Consider the following 13758-nt stretch of genomic DNA (forward strand, 5'->3'; position numbering starts at 1 on the left):
TCATGAGCAAAATAACAGCCCTCGATGTGGCCCAGAAAGCGGGCGTCAGCCGCTCGGCGGTCAGCCGGGTCTTTACCCCCGGTGCATCGGTAAGCAAGACGACGGCGACCAAGGTGCGCACCGCCGCGCGCGAACTTGGGTATCGCCCAAATGTCTTGGCGCGCAGCCTGATTACCGGGCGCAGCCGGATCATTGGGTTGGTCGTCGCGTATCTTGAAAACCAGTTTTATCCCGAAGCGATCGAAAGGCTGTCAAAGTCGCTTCAGGAACGGGGGTATCACGTGCTGGTCTTCATGGCCTCAAACGACAGCGAGGCAACCCAAAAGGTGATTGACGAGCTGCTCGATTATCAGGTCGACGGGATCATCGCCGCATCGGTTGGCATGTCCAATGACCTCACCCGGCGGTGTGAAGAGGCGGGCATTCCCATCGTGCTCTTTAACCGCGACCAATACGATGACCGTTTGTCCAGCGTGACCTCTGACAACATGGCCGGGGGCCGCAAGCTGGCGGCGTTTCTGGCAGCGGGCGGGCATCAACGCATCGGGCATATTGCCGGATGGGAAGGGGCCTCAACCCAGATTGACCGTGAGGCGGGGTTCAAGGCCGGGTTGATGGATGCGGGCCTCAAACTGGTGGCGCGCGAGGTCGGCAATTTCAACTTTGAACAGGCCAAATCAGCAGCGCGCGAGATGTTTGACCGCGACGACCACCCCGATGCGGTTTTTGTGGCCAATGATCATATGGCCTTTGCGGTGATGGATGTGCTGCGGTTTGAACTGGGCCTGTCCATTCCGGGCGATGTGTCTGTGGTGGGCTATGATGACGTCAGCCTTGCCGCCTGGCCAAGCTATGATCTGACCACAGTGCGCCAGCCCGCGAACCGCATGGTGGCAGAAACGGTCGATATTCTGATGACCCGTATAGATGACACAGACACGCCTGCGCGCCGCATCACCATCGACGGACCGCTGATCATGCGCGGCTCTGCGCGCAAACCAAAAGGATAACCCCATGCAAGGTTTCGACCCCAAGTTCAAAGATTTCCCCGATTACATCATCGGCATCACAAAAGAGATTTGGGAAGACCGCGGCATCGCCACGCTGCACCAATACTACAGCGACGATATTGTTGTCCGCTCACCGGGGTCCGTGGTGATTGGCAATCAAAAAGTTATTGGTGCGACCATGGCAACATTGGCCGAATTCCCTGATCGTACATTGCTGGGCGAAGATGTGATCTGGTCCGGGACGCCGGAACAGGGGATGCTGTCCTCGCACCGCTTGCTGTCGACGGCGACGCATCTGAATGACGGGATGTATGGCAAGGCGACGGGCAAGCCGCTGGTGTACCGGATCATGGCCGACTGCCATGCGATCAACAATCAGATCAACGATGAATGGCTGATCCGCGACCAGGGCGCGATTGTGCGCCAGATGGGCTGGGACCCGAAACAATACGCCGCTGATCTCATTGAACGCGAAGGCGGGCCAGAGACCTGTATCAAACCGCTGACCCCCGCCATTGATCAACCGGGGCCTTACAAGGGGCGCGGCAATGACAATGAATGGGGCGCAAAATACGCCGATATCCTGACCCGCCTCATGGGGGCCGATATGGCGCTGATCCCGCATGAATACGACCGCGCTGTGCAAACCGAATACCCCGGCGGCGCAACGTGCCACAGCCATGGGTCGGTTGATGCCTTCTGGATGGGGCTGCGCGCGTCCTTTCCCGATGCAGAGTTTAAGATTGACCATGTGATTGGACGCGATGACCCGCTGATGCCGCCCCGTGCTGCAGTGCGGTGGTCGCTGACCGGCAAGCACGATGGCTGGGGTGCTTTTGGCACGCCCACCGGGGCAGATGTCTATGTCCTTGGTATCTGCCATGTGGAGTTCGGCCCATGGGGCATCCGCCGTGAATATGCGATTTATGATGAAGCGATGGTCTGGAAACAGATACTCTTACAGACCGGATGAGGGACTTTCCCATACACATAAGCGATCTCAAACCTGCCACCGCAGACCGACCCCAGCATCTAAGGAATAAAAAAATGACCCCTGCTGAAATGGAAAAACGCATCGTGCGCTACGGCGATCTGCAACCGTGCAAGACGGCCTTTATTGACGCCCATACACCTGGCAGTGACCAAAAGGAAAACTTCACAATCATCGGCGGCGGCGTCTCAGAAAGCCCCGATCAGCACGTGCACATAAACCTGCCCCATGGGTTCAACATCGGGGCCGCAGGCCAGCCCCCGCATTGCCGCAACTCACTGCACAGCCACCGCACGGCAGAGGTATTTTTTGTTTTGTCCGGCCGCTGGCGTTTTTTCTGGGGCCGATGGGGCGACGCGGGCGAGGTGATCCTGAACGAGGGCGATATCTTTAACATTCCCACGGGGATTTTCCGGGGCTTTCAGAACGTTGGCACGGATTACGGAATGATTATGGCGATCCTTGGCGGCGACGATGCGGGCGGCGGTGTGATCTGGGCACCGCAGGTGATTGAGGACGCAAAGGATCACGGGCTGGTTCTGGGCGAGAACGGCAAACTTTATGACACGAAAAAGGGCGCGGCCCTGCCGGATGGCGTTGGCCCGATGCCCGTTTTGACCCAGGAAGCGTTGAAATTCTATCCAGAACCCACAGGCATGCAGGTCGTTGGCGGCTATGTGCGCCGTTATCTGGATATGGCAGCGATAGGTCGCGATGGCCCCGTCAAGGTGATTGGCGAAAATGGCATCATTCGCGACAAGCCGGGGTTCGAGGTTGATTTGATCACCCGGCAAAGTGCCACGGACAGCAAACACAGCCATGACAAGCCATCGGTCCTGATGCCGGTGTTTGGCCATTGGCGCGTGGAATGGGATGGTGGGGTGGCGACACTTGCCCCGGGTGACACCATGTCGGTGCCCGAAAATCTTGCGCATGCCGCTGTGCCATCGATGACAGGCGAAGCGGCGCTTTATCATGTGGTGGCGACTGGTGATCCTGCGGGGCTGACGTGGAATGGCTAGGATGGGCGCAGGTCTCTTTGCGCTTTTGTGGGCGCTTTGCGCGGCTCCGCTGGCGGCGCAGAACTGGAATGCTGATGTAAGCGATGATGGCGGCTATGCTGGTGGATTTGTTATCTACCCCGGTCTGGGCATGGGGTTTAACTGTGCCGCGCGGTCCGTCCAGAACAAGCCACTGATGGAGACGATGTGGTTTGAATCGACGGTCGCGCCGCCCTATCAGTTTCAGATCACCTTTGACCAAAACCTGGTGCCCAGCGACCGTCCGCAGCGGTCCGATATCGTCATGTTTGTCGATCAGACCGGATACCGCCTTCCCGCAATGGAGTGGAACGAACTGGACGGTGAATGGCAGGTCAACCTGTCCATGACGGACGCGTCAATCCGCGCGCTTCAGACAGTCACCCGATTGGTTTTGCAGGTTGGCTCCCAAGCGGCATGGGACATCCCCGTCACGGGTTTGGGCCCCGCGCTGGAACAGGCGCGCCAACATTGTGCGGCAACCTGGCTTGCAACTGGCAATCCCGCACCATCGGGATTTGGATCGATCACAGCAGCAGCCAATCCCCCGGTGCCACAGCCGCAGCCCGGTATGTTTGAACTTCCAACGCAGGTGCAGGCCTATGCCAACCAGCAATGCAATGGCCAGGCGGCGATTGCACCGGACGCCCTGCAAGCAGGCGATCTTGATCGTGACGGCGTGCCGGATGTCGTCATGAATTGGCGCGATGTGCTCTGCCCCGGTGAGACGCTGAGTGGCTTTTGCGGTGCTGCGAATTGTTCAATCCACGTGTTTTTGTCGTCACGGGGGTACGCCAACCCTTGGGCCATGCTGGGCACAGGCGTTGGCATTGTAGCCCACCGCAGCGGTGCCTTGGCCTTGGACATCGGCGGAACATTCAGTGTCTGCGGGCAGGGCGCTTGCGATACACCATGGATTTGGACAGGCTCTGAATTCGAGCAGGTTCCATGAGATCAACAAAGGAAATCAGATGACCATCAAAACCACCCACGTCGGATCATTACCCCGCACTCAGGAGGTGGTCGATTTTATCTTTGCCCGCGAAAACAACACACCCTACGATCAGGCCGCCTTTGACGCCTGCATGACAGCCGCAGTGTCCGACACGGTTGCCAAGCAGGTCGCCGCGGGCGTGGACATTGTGAGCGACGGCGAGACCTCGAAAATCAGTTATGCCACCTATGTCAAAGACCGCTACACTGGCTTCTCCGGCGACAGCCCGCGCAATGCGCCTGCGGATCTAAAGCAGTTTCCCAGTTTTCTCAAACGCCTGGCCGAGGATGGCGGCACACCAAAATATGCGCGCCCGATGTGCACCGGTGACGTGACATCCAAAGGGCAGGGCGAACTGCAAAAAGACATTTCCAACCTTAAGGCTGCCATGGCCACACATGGCGCTGCCCGTGGGTTTATGAATGCAGCCTCCCCCGGCGTGATCTCTTTGTTTCTGCAAAACGACCACTACAAGACCCGCGATGCCTATCTTGCTGCGCTTGCTGATGCGATGAAGGATGAATACGAAACCATCGTTGCGGCGGGTCTGGACCTGCAACTGGATTGCCCCGACCTCGCGCTGTCACGGCACATGCTGTTCAATGATCTCACCGATGCGGAATTCCTCAAGATCGCCGGGTCTCATGTTGAGGCCCTGAACCACGCCTTGCAGAATGTGCCACAAGACAAGGTCCGCATTCACATTTGCTGGGGCAATTATGAGGGGCCGCACGTGTGTGACATCGGTATGGAAAAGGTCTTTGATACGCTGATGTTGACCAAGTCACGGTATGTCCTGTTCGAGACATCAAACCCGCGTCATGCCCACGAATGGACGGTGTTCCGCGACCGCAAAGCTGACATTCCGGATGACAAGATCCTGGTGCCGGGCGTCGTGGACACAACGACGAATTTTGTTGAACATCCACAGCTTGTCGCACAGCGGATTGAACGCTTTACCGATATCGTGGGCCATGACCGTGTCATTGCAGGCAGCGATTGCGGCTTTGGCACCTTTGCGGGTTTTGGGGCGGTGGACCCTGAAATAGCCTTTGCAAAGCTGGGGGCCTTGGCCGAAGGGGCGGCAATCGCGGGGTCAAACTGATGGATGATGCACTTTATGATCTGCTGAAACGGGTGGATACGCCCACAGTCTGCAACGCCATTGAGGTCGCGCAAGGCAAACGCGGGTTTGACGATTTCACCCGTGGCACGATGCAGTGTTCGGCACCGGGGCAGGCAATGGTCGGCTATGCCCGCACCGCCCGCATTCAGGCGGTCAACCCGCCGTCCGAGGCACCAGAAGTGATCAAGGCGCGCCGCATGGCCTATTATAAATATATGGCCGAGGGTCCGCGCCCCGGCGTCGCCGTGGTGCAGGACATGGATGTGCCAAACGCCATTGGGGCCTATTGGGGTGAGATCAACACAAATGTGCACAAGGCTTTTGGTCTGAACGGCGCGCTGACCGATGGGGTGATGCGCGACTTGGGCGATCTGCCAGACGGCTTTACCGTGGTTGCAGGCTCCATCGGGCCAAGCCACGGCTTTGTGCATGTGGTGGATTTTGACCACCCCGTCGACATTCAGGGCATGAAGGTCGCTCCCGGTGCCTTGGTGCACGCCGACCGCCATGGTGCCGTGGTGATCCCGGATGATGTAATGCCGCGTCTTGAGGCCGCCATCGCGCAGCTTTTCAAATCGGAAAAAGTCGTACTGGATGCTGTCAAAGACAAACAGATAGATTTTGCCGGATTCGAGGCTGCTTGGGCCGCATTCGAGGCATCAAGGACCTGAGCGCAAACGCCAGGTCGGCTACTCCCGTGCTGCAGGCGCGCCGCCTTCGAAGCTGTTGCCGTTCACATAGTCACACGGGGCTTCCTGCATTTCCAGATGCAAATGATCGCCGGTCAGCGGATTTGCCCGCGCCAGTTCTTCGTCGACCTCAATGCCTAAACCGGGGGCCGTAGGTGCAGAGATGTAGCCATCTTCAACCCGGATGGCCCCTTTGATCAGCGCGTCGTGAAACGGCGTTTCGATGGTTTCCGCCATCAAGATGTTCGGGATTGAAACCGCCAGATGAATGTTGGCCGCCCATTCAACAGGTCCGGCATAAAGATGCGGTGCCATCTGTGCGTTATAGACCTCGGCCATGGCTGCGACCTTTTTCATCTCCCAAATGCCCCCGGCGCGGCCCAGTGCAGGCTGCAAGATCGTGGCAGCCCCGGACCGCAGGACTGGCGCGAATTCGGCCTTGGTGGTCAGGCGTTCTCCTGTGGCAATCGGAATGCGCACGGCGCGCGCGACCTTTGCCATTTCCTCGACAGCGTCCGGCGGGACAGGTTCTTCGAACCACAAAGGTGAATACGGCTCCAATGCCTGACCCAACCGGATCGCGCCCGCGGTGCTGAACTGCCCATGCGTACCAAACAGCAGGTCCGCCTTGTCGCCCACCGCCGCGCGGATGGCTTTGCAAAAGGCGACCGATTGCGTGATGTCCGACATTGCGGGCATGTGCCCGCCGCGCAAAGTGTAGGGGCCAGCGGGGTCAAACTTCACGGCTGTGTACCCACGCGCCACACAGTCCGCAGCCGATTCTGCCGCCATTTCCGGCGATGTCCAGAATGCACCGATGTCGTGGTGGGGCAGGGGGTAAAGGTACGTATAAGCCCGCACGCGGTCATTCATCTTGCCGCCCAACAGCGCATAGACAGGCCGGTCGCGATCTTTGCCAAGAATGTCCCAACAGGCGATTTCCAACCCCGAAAACGCACCCATGGCGCTAAGGTCAGGCCGCTGGGTGAACCCCGATGAATAGACCCGGCGAAACATCAATTCGATGTTCTCGGGGTTTTCATCCTGCATGTGTCGCGCGAACACATCCTCAATCACATGGCGCATCGCCTCCGGCCCGACTGAAGACGCATAACATTCGCCCCAACCCACAATCCCGGTGTCGGTGGTCAGCTTGACCAATATCCAATACCGCCCGCCCCAGCCCGGAGCCGGGGGACTGGTGATGATGACATCGAGATCCTTAAGCTTCATGACTGGTCTTTCTGGTGGGCCGCAACGACACGGGAAATCATCGGTGCGTAATGGTTGAAATCTGGCGTGGTGACGGCGGGGTCTTTGCCCTGATCATCCCAAATTCGCACTTGCACGATGGCCTCCAGATTGGGTTCGCAGGCAAAGTTGGCAACTTCATCCGCATCCATCGGCCCGCCTTGCAGGTTCAAAGTGTGCACAGACGCGGGGCTGAGCCGCCCAAAATATCCTGGATCCGTGGCGCAGAGATACCGCTTGGCCGCGACATGATGCAAAATGCAATCGGTCACAGCGCTGGGGAAAAACGGGGCCAACACCCGCGCGCCGGCTTCTTCGTGCAAATTGTCGGTGCCCTGCGCAAGCGCGTTGTCGGGAAATTCGTTGGTGTAATGTCCGATATCATGCAGCAGCGCGGCGGTGATCACTGTCTCTGATGCGCCCGCAGTTTCGGCCAGATGTGCCGCCTGCAACATGTGCTGCGACATTGTCACCTGTTCGCCGAGATAGCTTTCGGCCCCGCGTCGCGTGAAGATATCACCAATGAATTCAACAATGTTGCTGGCGTCCAGCGTGGCCATGTCAGGTGCGCTCATGCCTCAACCTCCAATGCGGCAAGGGTGGACAGGATGCCATCGCGGTCGGCATAACATCCCTGCAACCAGCGGGTGCCAGCGCCGGAATATCCCTTTCGGGCATGCAGCACGCGGGTGTTGTCGACAACAAAGGCTTCACCGGGGGACAGCTTGAACCGAACTTCCATGCCCGGATCATCAATGATCGTGCTGAGGCGTCGATAGGCGGCATAATACCCCGCCATCTTGTCAAACGGCACATCAACCAAGGGAGCCGCAGACCGGGCATTGAACCGCAGCGCCTGCAATTGTCCATCTGGTGACAGCTCAATCATTGGCCGTCTGGAATGCAGCGCCACACCCGCACTGCCCGTATAGCTGAAGCGCGCACAATATTGGGTCAGCAGGGCAAAGCCTGTCGCGTCTTCGTCGCACAAACGTTGAGCAGCGGCAAAGCCATCGACCACCATGTTTTCGCCGCCCTGCGCCGAATTTTCGAGACAGGCCAACACCTGCACCGTGGGCTGCGGGTCGCGGTAGGGGTTGTCGGTATGAGCCTGCAAGCCAAGCCCGGTATAGGCAAGGTTCACCGGGTTCACTTCGGTACGCACCTCAAAGTGCCGTCCGTAATTGGTTTCGCGGACATAGCCAAAAAGATCAACAACATCGAACAAGGCACCGGGTTCCGCGCGCAGCCCTGTCACCTTGGCAAAGCCATACCGCCGCAACGCAAAAAGCCAATCGCGCAAGGCAGCGCGATTGCTTTGCAAATCTATCAACGCGCCCGTGGGCAGCGACCCGCTTAGCCCACTGTCCCAAACCTCAGCATGCTCTGGCAGGCGACCAATCATGCGGTCGTGAGGGATGTCATACCCGTGGCGGACCAGCCAAGCCGCATCAAACTCGACCTGCTTGCCATCGGCGGCAAGAGTCACATGCACCTTGTAGCTGTCAATACGCGCGTCAGCCAGTGCGCAATCTTCAGGCAGATCGGCCAGCGTGATCAATCGCTGTCCGTTGCCGGGGTCGCGGGTGGCCGCATCCTGCGCATTATCGCGCAACCAGATGCCATGAAATCGAAGGTCACACTCCGCACCTTTCAAGCGCAGAACGTTGCCTTCATCTTCAAGCACGGCACTCTCAAAATGCATGATCTACCGCCCCTTTCATGGCCAGAACGTTGTAACAGGGGAATTCATATGAATGATCCCCCGCTTTGTCAGGTGTCAAACATGATCACATTACGGCGCGCGGCACCGGTCTTGGTGTCCGCAATCGCGTCATTGATCTCATCCAGCGACCAGCGGCCTGAAATCAGCTCATCAAGTTTCAACCGACCCTGTTCATACAAATCAACGATCCAGGGGATATCCCGCTGGATCACCACATCACCCATTTTCGATCCCGTCATCCCCTGCGCCATTGCGGCCAGCATCACCGGTTCATAGCTCGACATTGCGCCAGAATGGGTCATGCCCACCATGATCACCTTGCCGCCGCCTGCCAGATATTTTGGCGCGGAATCATAGGCCGGGATCGCACCAACGGTGACAATCACCGCGTCGGCACCACGGCCCATCGCGTCCATCGCGTCGCGCCATGGTTTTTCCGCCGTCGCCAACACGCCATCCGTTGCGCCGAATTCGCGCGCAATGGCCAGCTTTTCTTCGCTCATGTCTACCGCAACGATGCGCCGCGCGCCGGCGATGCGCGCGCCCTGGATCGCGTTCAGACCCACACCACCTGCACCAATGACGACAACGTCCTGACCCGCGCGCAATTGGGCGGCATTTACCACCGCACCAACGCCAGTGATGACCCCACAGGCAATCAGACTGGCGGCATCCTTGGGGATATCATGGCTGATCTTCACCACCTGACCCTGCTCCACCACCACCTTTTCGGCAAAGGCCCCCGAAGCCATCGCCTGATGCAGCTTGCCACCATCGGCGGTTTTCAAAGGACCGTGATCGCCGTCATAGGGCGTTTCACAGACCGTCGGCCTGCCACTGGCGCAATTGGGGCAGGTGCCACAGGCGCGGATCAGGGTCACCACAACGCTGTCACCAACGCCCAGACCTTTGACCCGGTCACCAACCGCACTGACCCGGCCTGCGGCCTCGTGGCCGTAAACCGCGGGCAACGATCCGCCCCATGCGCCCGAGGCATAGGTGATGTCCGAATGACAGATGGCCACTGCGTCCAATGTCACCTCAACCTCGGTGCCCTCTGGCGCGCGCAACTGTATATTTTCGATGACCAACGGGGATCCAAATTCATGGGCAACAGCGGCTTTGATGATTTGCAATTTCAGGTCTCTCTTCGCGACGTTTGATCCGGTTGCAGGCAGGTTGGCCGCAAAGCAATTCCGCTGCAAGCACCAACGCGACGCGGCAGACGTCTGATTACGCCATATTCTGTGCTGCCGGGCGGCTCAGAAAAATGAACAGGCTGACGATTGCCAAAGACATGGCCAACAGAAACGGCGCACCGGGCAAATAGATCGGCGCGCCGGAACCGGTGAAATACGCAAATGCCGACGTCATTGCCATTGGCGAGATGATCATTGCCAGTGCCGTTGATGAGCTCAACGCGCCTTGCAATTCGCCTTGTGCATTGGCGGCGACCTGCCGGGACATGATGCCTTGCAACGCGGGCGGAATGACCCCCGCCAGCGCCGCCAGTGGTGTCAGGATCAATGCCACGGTCCCCGAGGTGACAACGGCGATGACCCCAAACGCAAGGATGCTAAAGAGATGCCCGGCAAGTACCGTGCCTCTCTCGCCAAACTGGCGCAGCACCACACGGATCAACCCGGCCTGCACCAGCGCCATCATCACCCCAAAAAGCCCCAGTGAATAGCCGATGACAGCCGGGCTCCAACCATAGCGTTCCTGCCCGAAATAGGCCCAGACCGATGGATAGACTGCAAAGGCGACATGATAGATGAAATAGACCACCAACAGATGCCGAATGCCGGGCAAATGCCCCAGGGTCCGGATCGCCCCAAGCGGATTTGCACGCCGCCATTCAAAGCGTCGGCGGTTTTCTTTCTTGACGGTTTCTTTCAGGACAAACCACCCCAAGGTTGCATTGCCCATCGCAAGGACCGTAGCCGCCCAAAAGGGCGCGCGGGTGCCGTATTCTGCCAGCACACCGCCCATCAGCGGTCCAACGACAAAACCCACGCCAAAGCCTGCCCCGATCAGGCCAAAGTTTGCGGCGCGGTCTTCGGGTTTCGAGATGTCAGCGATATAGGCCGATGCGGTGGCATGGGTTGCGGCGGTGATCCCGCCGATGACCCGACCGACCATCAACAACCAGATGCTGCCCGCGATTGACATCAGCACATAATCGGCTGCCATCACCACCAGTGCCAGCAACAACACAGGCCTGCGGCCATACCGGTCTGAAAGACCGCCCATGACCGGGCCAAACAGAAACTGCATCACCGCAAATGTGGTGGCCATGATCCCACCCCAAAGCGCCGCATGGGACAGATCACCACCGTTCACTTCGCGGATCAGATCGGGCATCACCGGGATGATCAGGCCAATCCCCATGGCATCAATCATGATCGTGATAATAATGAAAATGACGGCTGGACGCATAAAATCAGAGGGCCGCCGCACGGGCCGCAAAGGTCAGGGCATCCTGGGCGGCATGGCCAATCCCGGCGCTGGGCGCAAAGACATCCTCGGCAAGGTCAGGATAATCGGCGCGCGCCAGCGTCTCCAGCGGGGTTTGCTTGTCCAGCGCCTCAAGGCACAGCGCCTTGGTCACTTTCTGGGCTTCCGGGCGCGGCATGAATTCCGCCAGCGCAAAGCTGAGCGCTTCTGCGTGGATCAGTCCCATGTTCGCTTCAAGATTGCTTTGCATCTGCACCGGGCGCGGCGTGGCGTGCGCGGCCAGAGCTTTGGCATGGGACAGCGCGGCGGCGAGGCAGAGCGACAGCTGCGGTACCGCCATCCATTCCGCAAACCACGCAACCCCGTCGCGTTGATGCTGGTGCACCGCCGCTGATTGTAAACTGGCGCGCGCCCCAGTGAAATGGTGATGCAGCGCGACCATCGCCGACGGGGCCACCGGATTTTGCTTTTGTGGCATTGTGGACGACGCACCAGCCGTCCCCAGTGAAACCTCGCCCGTGTCACTGCCTGTCAAGGCGATCAGCGTCTGCGCCATATGTGCCAAGGCTGCCATCACTTGCCCCTGCCAATCGGCAACCCGCAGGATCGGCGCGCGATCTGTGTGCCACGACCGCCCCGGATCGTGCAGGTTCAGGGCCTTCGCCAAGGCGCTGCGGGTCTCTGCGGCCTGCGGCCCCAAAGCGGACGCTGTCCCGGCCGCACCCGACAAGGACACCCAGAGCGAGGCGCGCCGCAAGGGCTCAAGCGCATCCAGCGCATCGATTAACGGCGCGCCCCACGAGGCCAGAACAGCGCCCCATGTGGTTGGCGTAGCGTGTTGCCCATAGGTCCGTGCAGGCATCGGCAAATGTGCGTTGTCTTTGGCGGCTTTGCCCAGATCAGTGATCACTTGGCGCAGATCATCCTCGGCCAACACCAATGCCTGTCGCAGGCGCAGCATCAGTGCGGTGTCGATGATGTCCTGGCTTGTCGCCCCCCAATGCACATATTGTGCGTGCTCGGGCGCGTTCATCTCGGCGCGAAATGCGCTCACCAGACCCGGCACGCTGACCCCATTTTGCCCCGTGGCCTGCGCAATCGCACCGGGATCCACCTGTATTTCCATACTGGCGCGGTGGATCGCGGCAGCGCTTAATTCCGGGATCACGCCCAAGCTGCCCTGCACCTTTGCCAGTGCCCCCTCAACCAGCAACATCGCGCGGATTGCGGCGCTGTCTGAAAACAAGCGGCCTGCTTCACCGGTGTCAAAAAGTTGGGCGTAAAGGGGGCTGTCAAAAACCGATGCGGCCATATGTCAGCGCTCCATCTCGGCAAAGGTTTGTTTGGCCAGCTTTATGGCATGGTTGGCCTTTGGCACCCCACAATAGACCGCGACATGCTGAAACGCTTCCATGACATCGCGCATTGTGGCCCCGGTGTTTGCGCAGGCGCGGACGTGCATGGGGATCTCATCAAAATTCCCCATGGCAGCCAAAAGGGCCAGCGTGATCATCGACCGCTCGCGCCGGGTGATCGCATCCGAGGCCCAGACAGTGCCCCACGCGCCTTCGGTTATCAGGGCCTGAAAGGGCGCGTCGATCTCTGACTTGGCCTGCTCAGCGCGGTTCACATGTGCGTCCCCCAATACTTCGCGGCGGACCTTCATGCCCCTGTCGTAACGTTCAGACATGGCCAACGCCTTTCAGGAATTCACTCAGCACGCGCGCAAATTCTTGCGGTTGCTCGACGCAAGGCAAATGCCCCGCTTTGCGGATCAGATGAAACCTGGACCCCGGAATGAGGTCGGTTGTTTCGCGAACCAGATCGGGGGGCGTCGACCCATCGTCTGATCCTGCAATCCCCAGACAGGGCAGACGCAGACTGCTTGTGGTCGTGAGGAAATCAGTGCCGGAAATTGCCGCAGAACAACCCGCATATCCATCATCGGGCTGACGCACCAACATGTTACGCCACAGCTCAAGCTCTGGACTTTTGCGAAACTGCGGCGAAAACCAGCGTTCCATCACCGCATCGGCAAGGCATTCGATGCCGCCTTTTTCGACATCCGCAATCCGTTCGGCCCAAAGGTCCGGATTGCCAATCTTTGCGGCCGTGTTCGACAGCACCACCGCCCGGATCAGGTCCAGACGTTTGACCGCCAGCCCCTGTGCAATCATCCCGCCGATGGACAGCCCGACAAACACACATCCCTGAACGCCAAGAAAATCCAACAGTTTTTCCGTGTCCGTGATCAGCGACCCCATCGAATAAGGACCGGTTGGGCACGTCGATAACCCATGCCCGCGTTTGTCAAAGCGGATAATCCGCAGGCCATCAGGCAACATCGGCAGGATCGGATCCCAAAGCCGCATGTCTGTGCCCAGCGAATTGGCAAAGACTACTGGCGCGCCATCGTCTGGCCCATCAACGCGGTAATGCAGGCGCACGTCGCCGGTATCAAAAAGCTGCATATC

Annotated in this window: 14 protein-coding genes; 6 read left to right on the forward strand and 8 right to left on the reverse strand. The window is 59.2% G+C overall.

Features of this window, described 5'->3' with window-relative positions; genetic code table 11:
- Window positions 1-2 precede the first annotated feature (2 nt).
- The 6 genes from C1J02_RS04155 to C1J02_RS04180 all read left to right on the forward strand — a co-directional run bounded on the left by C1J02_RS04155 (window position 3) and on the right by C1J02_RS04180 (window position 5832).
- Window positions 3-1010 carry a LacI family DNA-binding transcriptional regulator gene (locus C1J02_RS04155; protein ID WP_114877415.1) on the forward strand — a complete coding sequence of 336 codons (1008 nt, stop codon included), beginning with the start codon at window positions 3-5 and terminating at the stop codon, window positions 1008-1010.
- A gap of 4 nt (window positions 1011-1014) precedes the next feature.
- Window positions 1015-1983: a nuclear transport factor 2 family protein gene (locus C1J02_RS04160; RefSeq protein ID WP_114877417.1), complete on the forward strand. Its 969-nt coding sequence runs from the start codon at window positions 1015-1017 to the stop codon at window positions 1981-1983.
- A gap of 74 nt (window positions 1984-2057) precedes the next feature.
- Window positions 2058-3023, forward strand: a complete 966-nt coding sequence (locus C1J02_RS04165; RefSeq protein WP_114877419.1) for a cupin domain-containing protein — start codon at window positions 2058-2060, stop codon at window positions 3021-3023.
- Between the two features lies 1 nt (window position 3024).
- Window positions 3025-3993: a hypothetical protein gene (locus tag C1J02_RS04170; RefSeq protein WP_114877421.1), complete on the forward strand. Its 969-nt coding sequence runs from the start codon at window positions 3025-3027 to the stop codon at window positions 3991-3993.
- 19 nt (window positions 3994-4012) lie between these two features.
- Window positions 4013-5140 carry a cobalamin-independent methionine synthase II family protein gene (locus C1J02_RS04175; protein ID WP_114877423.1) on the forward strand — a complete coding sequence of 376 codons (1128 nt, stop codon included), beginning with the start codon at window positions 4013-4015 and terminating at the stop codon, window positions 5138-5140.
- On the forward strand, window positions 5140-5832 hold the full coding sequence (locus C1J02_RS04180; RefSeq protein ID WP_114877425.1) for an RraA family protein: 693 nt from the start codon (window positions 5140-5142) through the stop codon (window positions 5830-5832). Before C1J02_RS04175 ends, C1J02_RS04180 begins: the two co-directional genes overlap by 1 nt.
- An 18-nt stretch (window positions 5833-5850) precedes the next feature.
- Here C1J02_RS04180 and C1J02_RS04185 read toward each other — a convergent pair whose 3' ends face one another.
- The 8 genes from C1J02_RS04185 to pcaD form a co-directional block, all read right to left on the reverse strand.
- A complete protein-coding gene (locus C1J02_RS04185; RefSeq protein ID WP_114877427.1) occupies window positions 5851-7083 on the reverse strand; it encodes a mandelate racemase/muconate lactonizing enzyme family protein in 1233 nt (410 codons plus the stop codon).
- The gene (locus C1J02_RS04190) at window positions 7080-7676 is read right to left on the reverse strand and encodes an HD domain-containing protein (protein WP_114877429.1); all 597 of its coding nucleotides are present in this window, start codon (window positions 7674-7676) and stop codon (window positions 7080-7082) included. Before C1J02_RS04190 ends, C1J02_RS04185 begins: the two co-directional genes overlap by 4 nt.
- Window positions 7673-8806, reverse strand: a complete 1134-nt coding sequence (locus tag C1J02_RS04195) for a TauD/TfdA family dioxygenase (protein ID WP_114877431.1) — start codon at window positions 8804-8806, stop codon at window positions 7673-7675. The genes C1J02_RS04190 and C1J02_RS04195 overlap by 4 nt, the downstream gene beginning before the upstream one ends.
- A 68-nt stretch (window positions 8807-8874) precedes the next feature.
- On the reverse strand, window positions 8875-9963 hold the full coding sequence (locus C1J02_RS04200) for an alcohol dehydrogenase catalytic domain-containing protein (RefSeq protein ID WP_114880365.1): 1089 nt from the start codon (window positions 9961-9963) through the stop codon (window positions 8875-8877).
- Between the two features lie 97 nt (window positions 9964-10060).
- On the reverse strand, window positions 10061-11266 hold the full coding sequence (locus C1J02_RS04205; RefSeq protein ID WP_114877433.1) for a TCR/Tet family MFS transporter: 1206 nt from the start codon (window positions 11264-11266) through the stop codon (window positions 10061-10063).
- A gap of 4 nt (window positions 11267-11270) precedes the next feature.
- The gene (locus tag C1J02_RS04210) at window positions 11271-12596 is read right to left on the reverse strand and encodes a lyase family protein (RefSeq protein WP_114877435.1); all 1326 of its coding nucleotides are present in this window, start codon (window positions 12594-12596) and stop codon (window positions 11271-11273) included.
- A 3-nt stretch (window positions 12597-12599) separates the two neighbouring features.
- Window positions 12600-12974: a 4-carboxymuconolactone decarboxylase gene (pcaC, locus tag C1J02_RS04215; RefSeq protein ID WP_114877437.1), complete on the reverse strand. Its 375-nt coding sequence runs from the start codon at window positions 12972-12974 to the stop codon at window positions 12600-12602.
- Window positions 12967-13755 (reverse strand): 3-oxoadipate enol-lactonase, encoded by a 789-nt coding sequence (pcaD, locus tag C1J02_RS04220; protein ID WP_114877439.1) that lies wholly within the window; start codon window positions 13753-13755, stop codon window positions 12967-12969. Before pcaD ends, pcaC begins: the two co-directional genes overlap by 8 nt.
- Between the last annotated feature and the right edge of the window lie 3 nt (window positions 13756-13758).

It is taken from the genome of Sulfitobacter sp. SK011 (assembly GCF_003352065.1).
Taxonomy (GTDB): domain Bacteria; phylum Pseudomonadota; class Alphaproteobacteria; order Rhodobacterales; family Rhodobacteraceae; genus Sulfitobacter.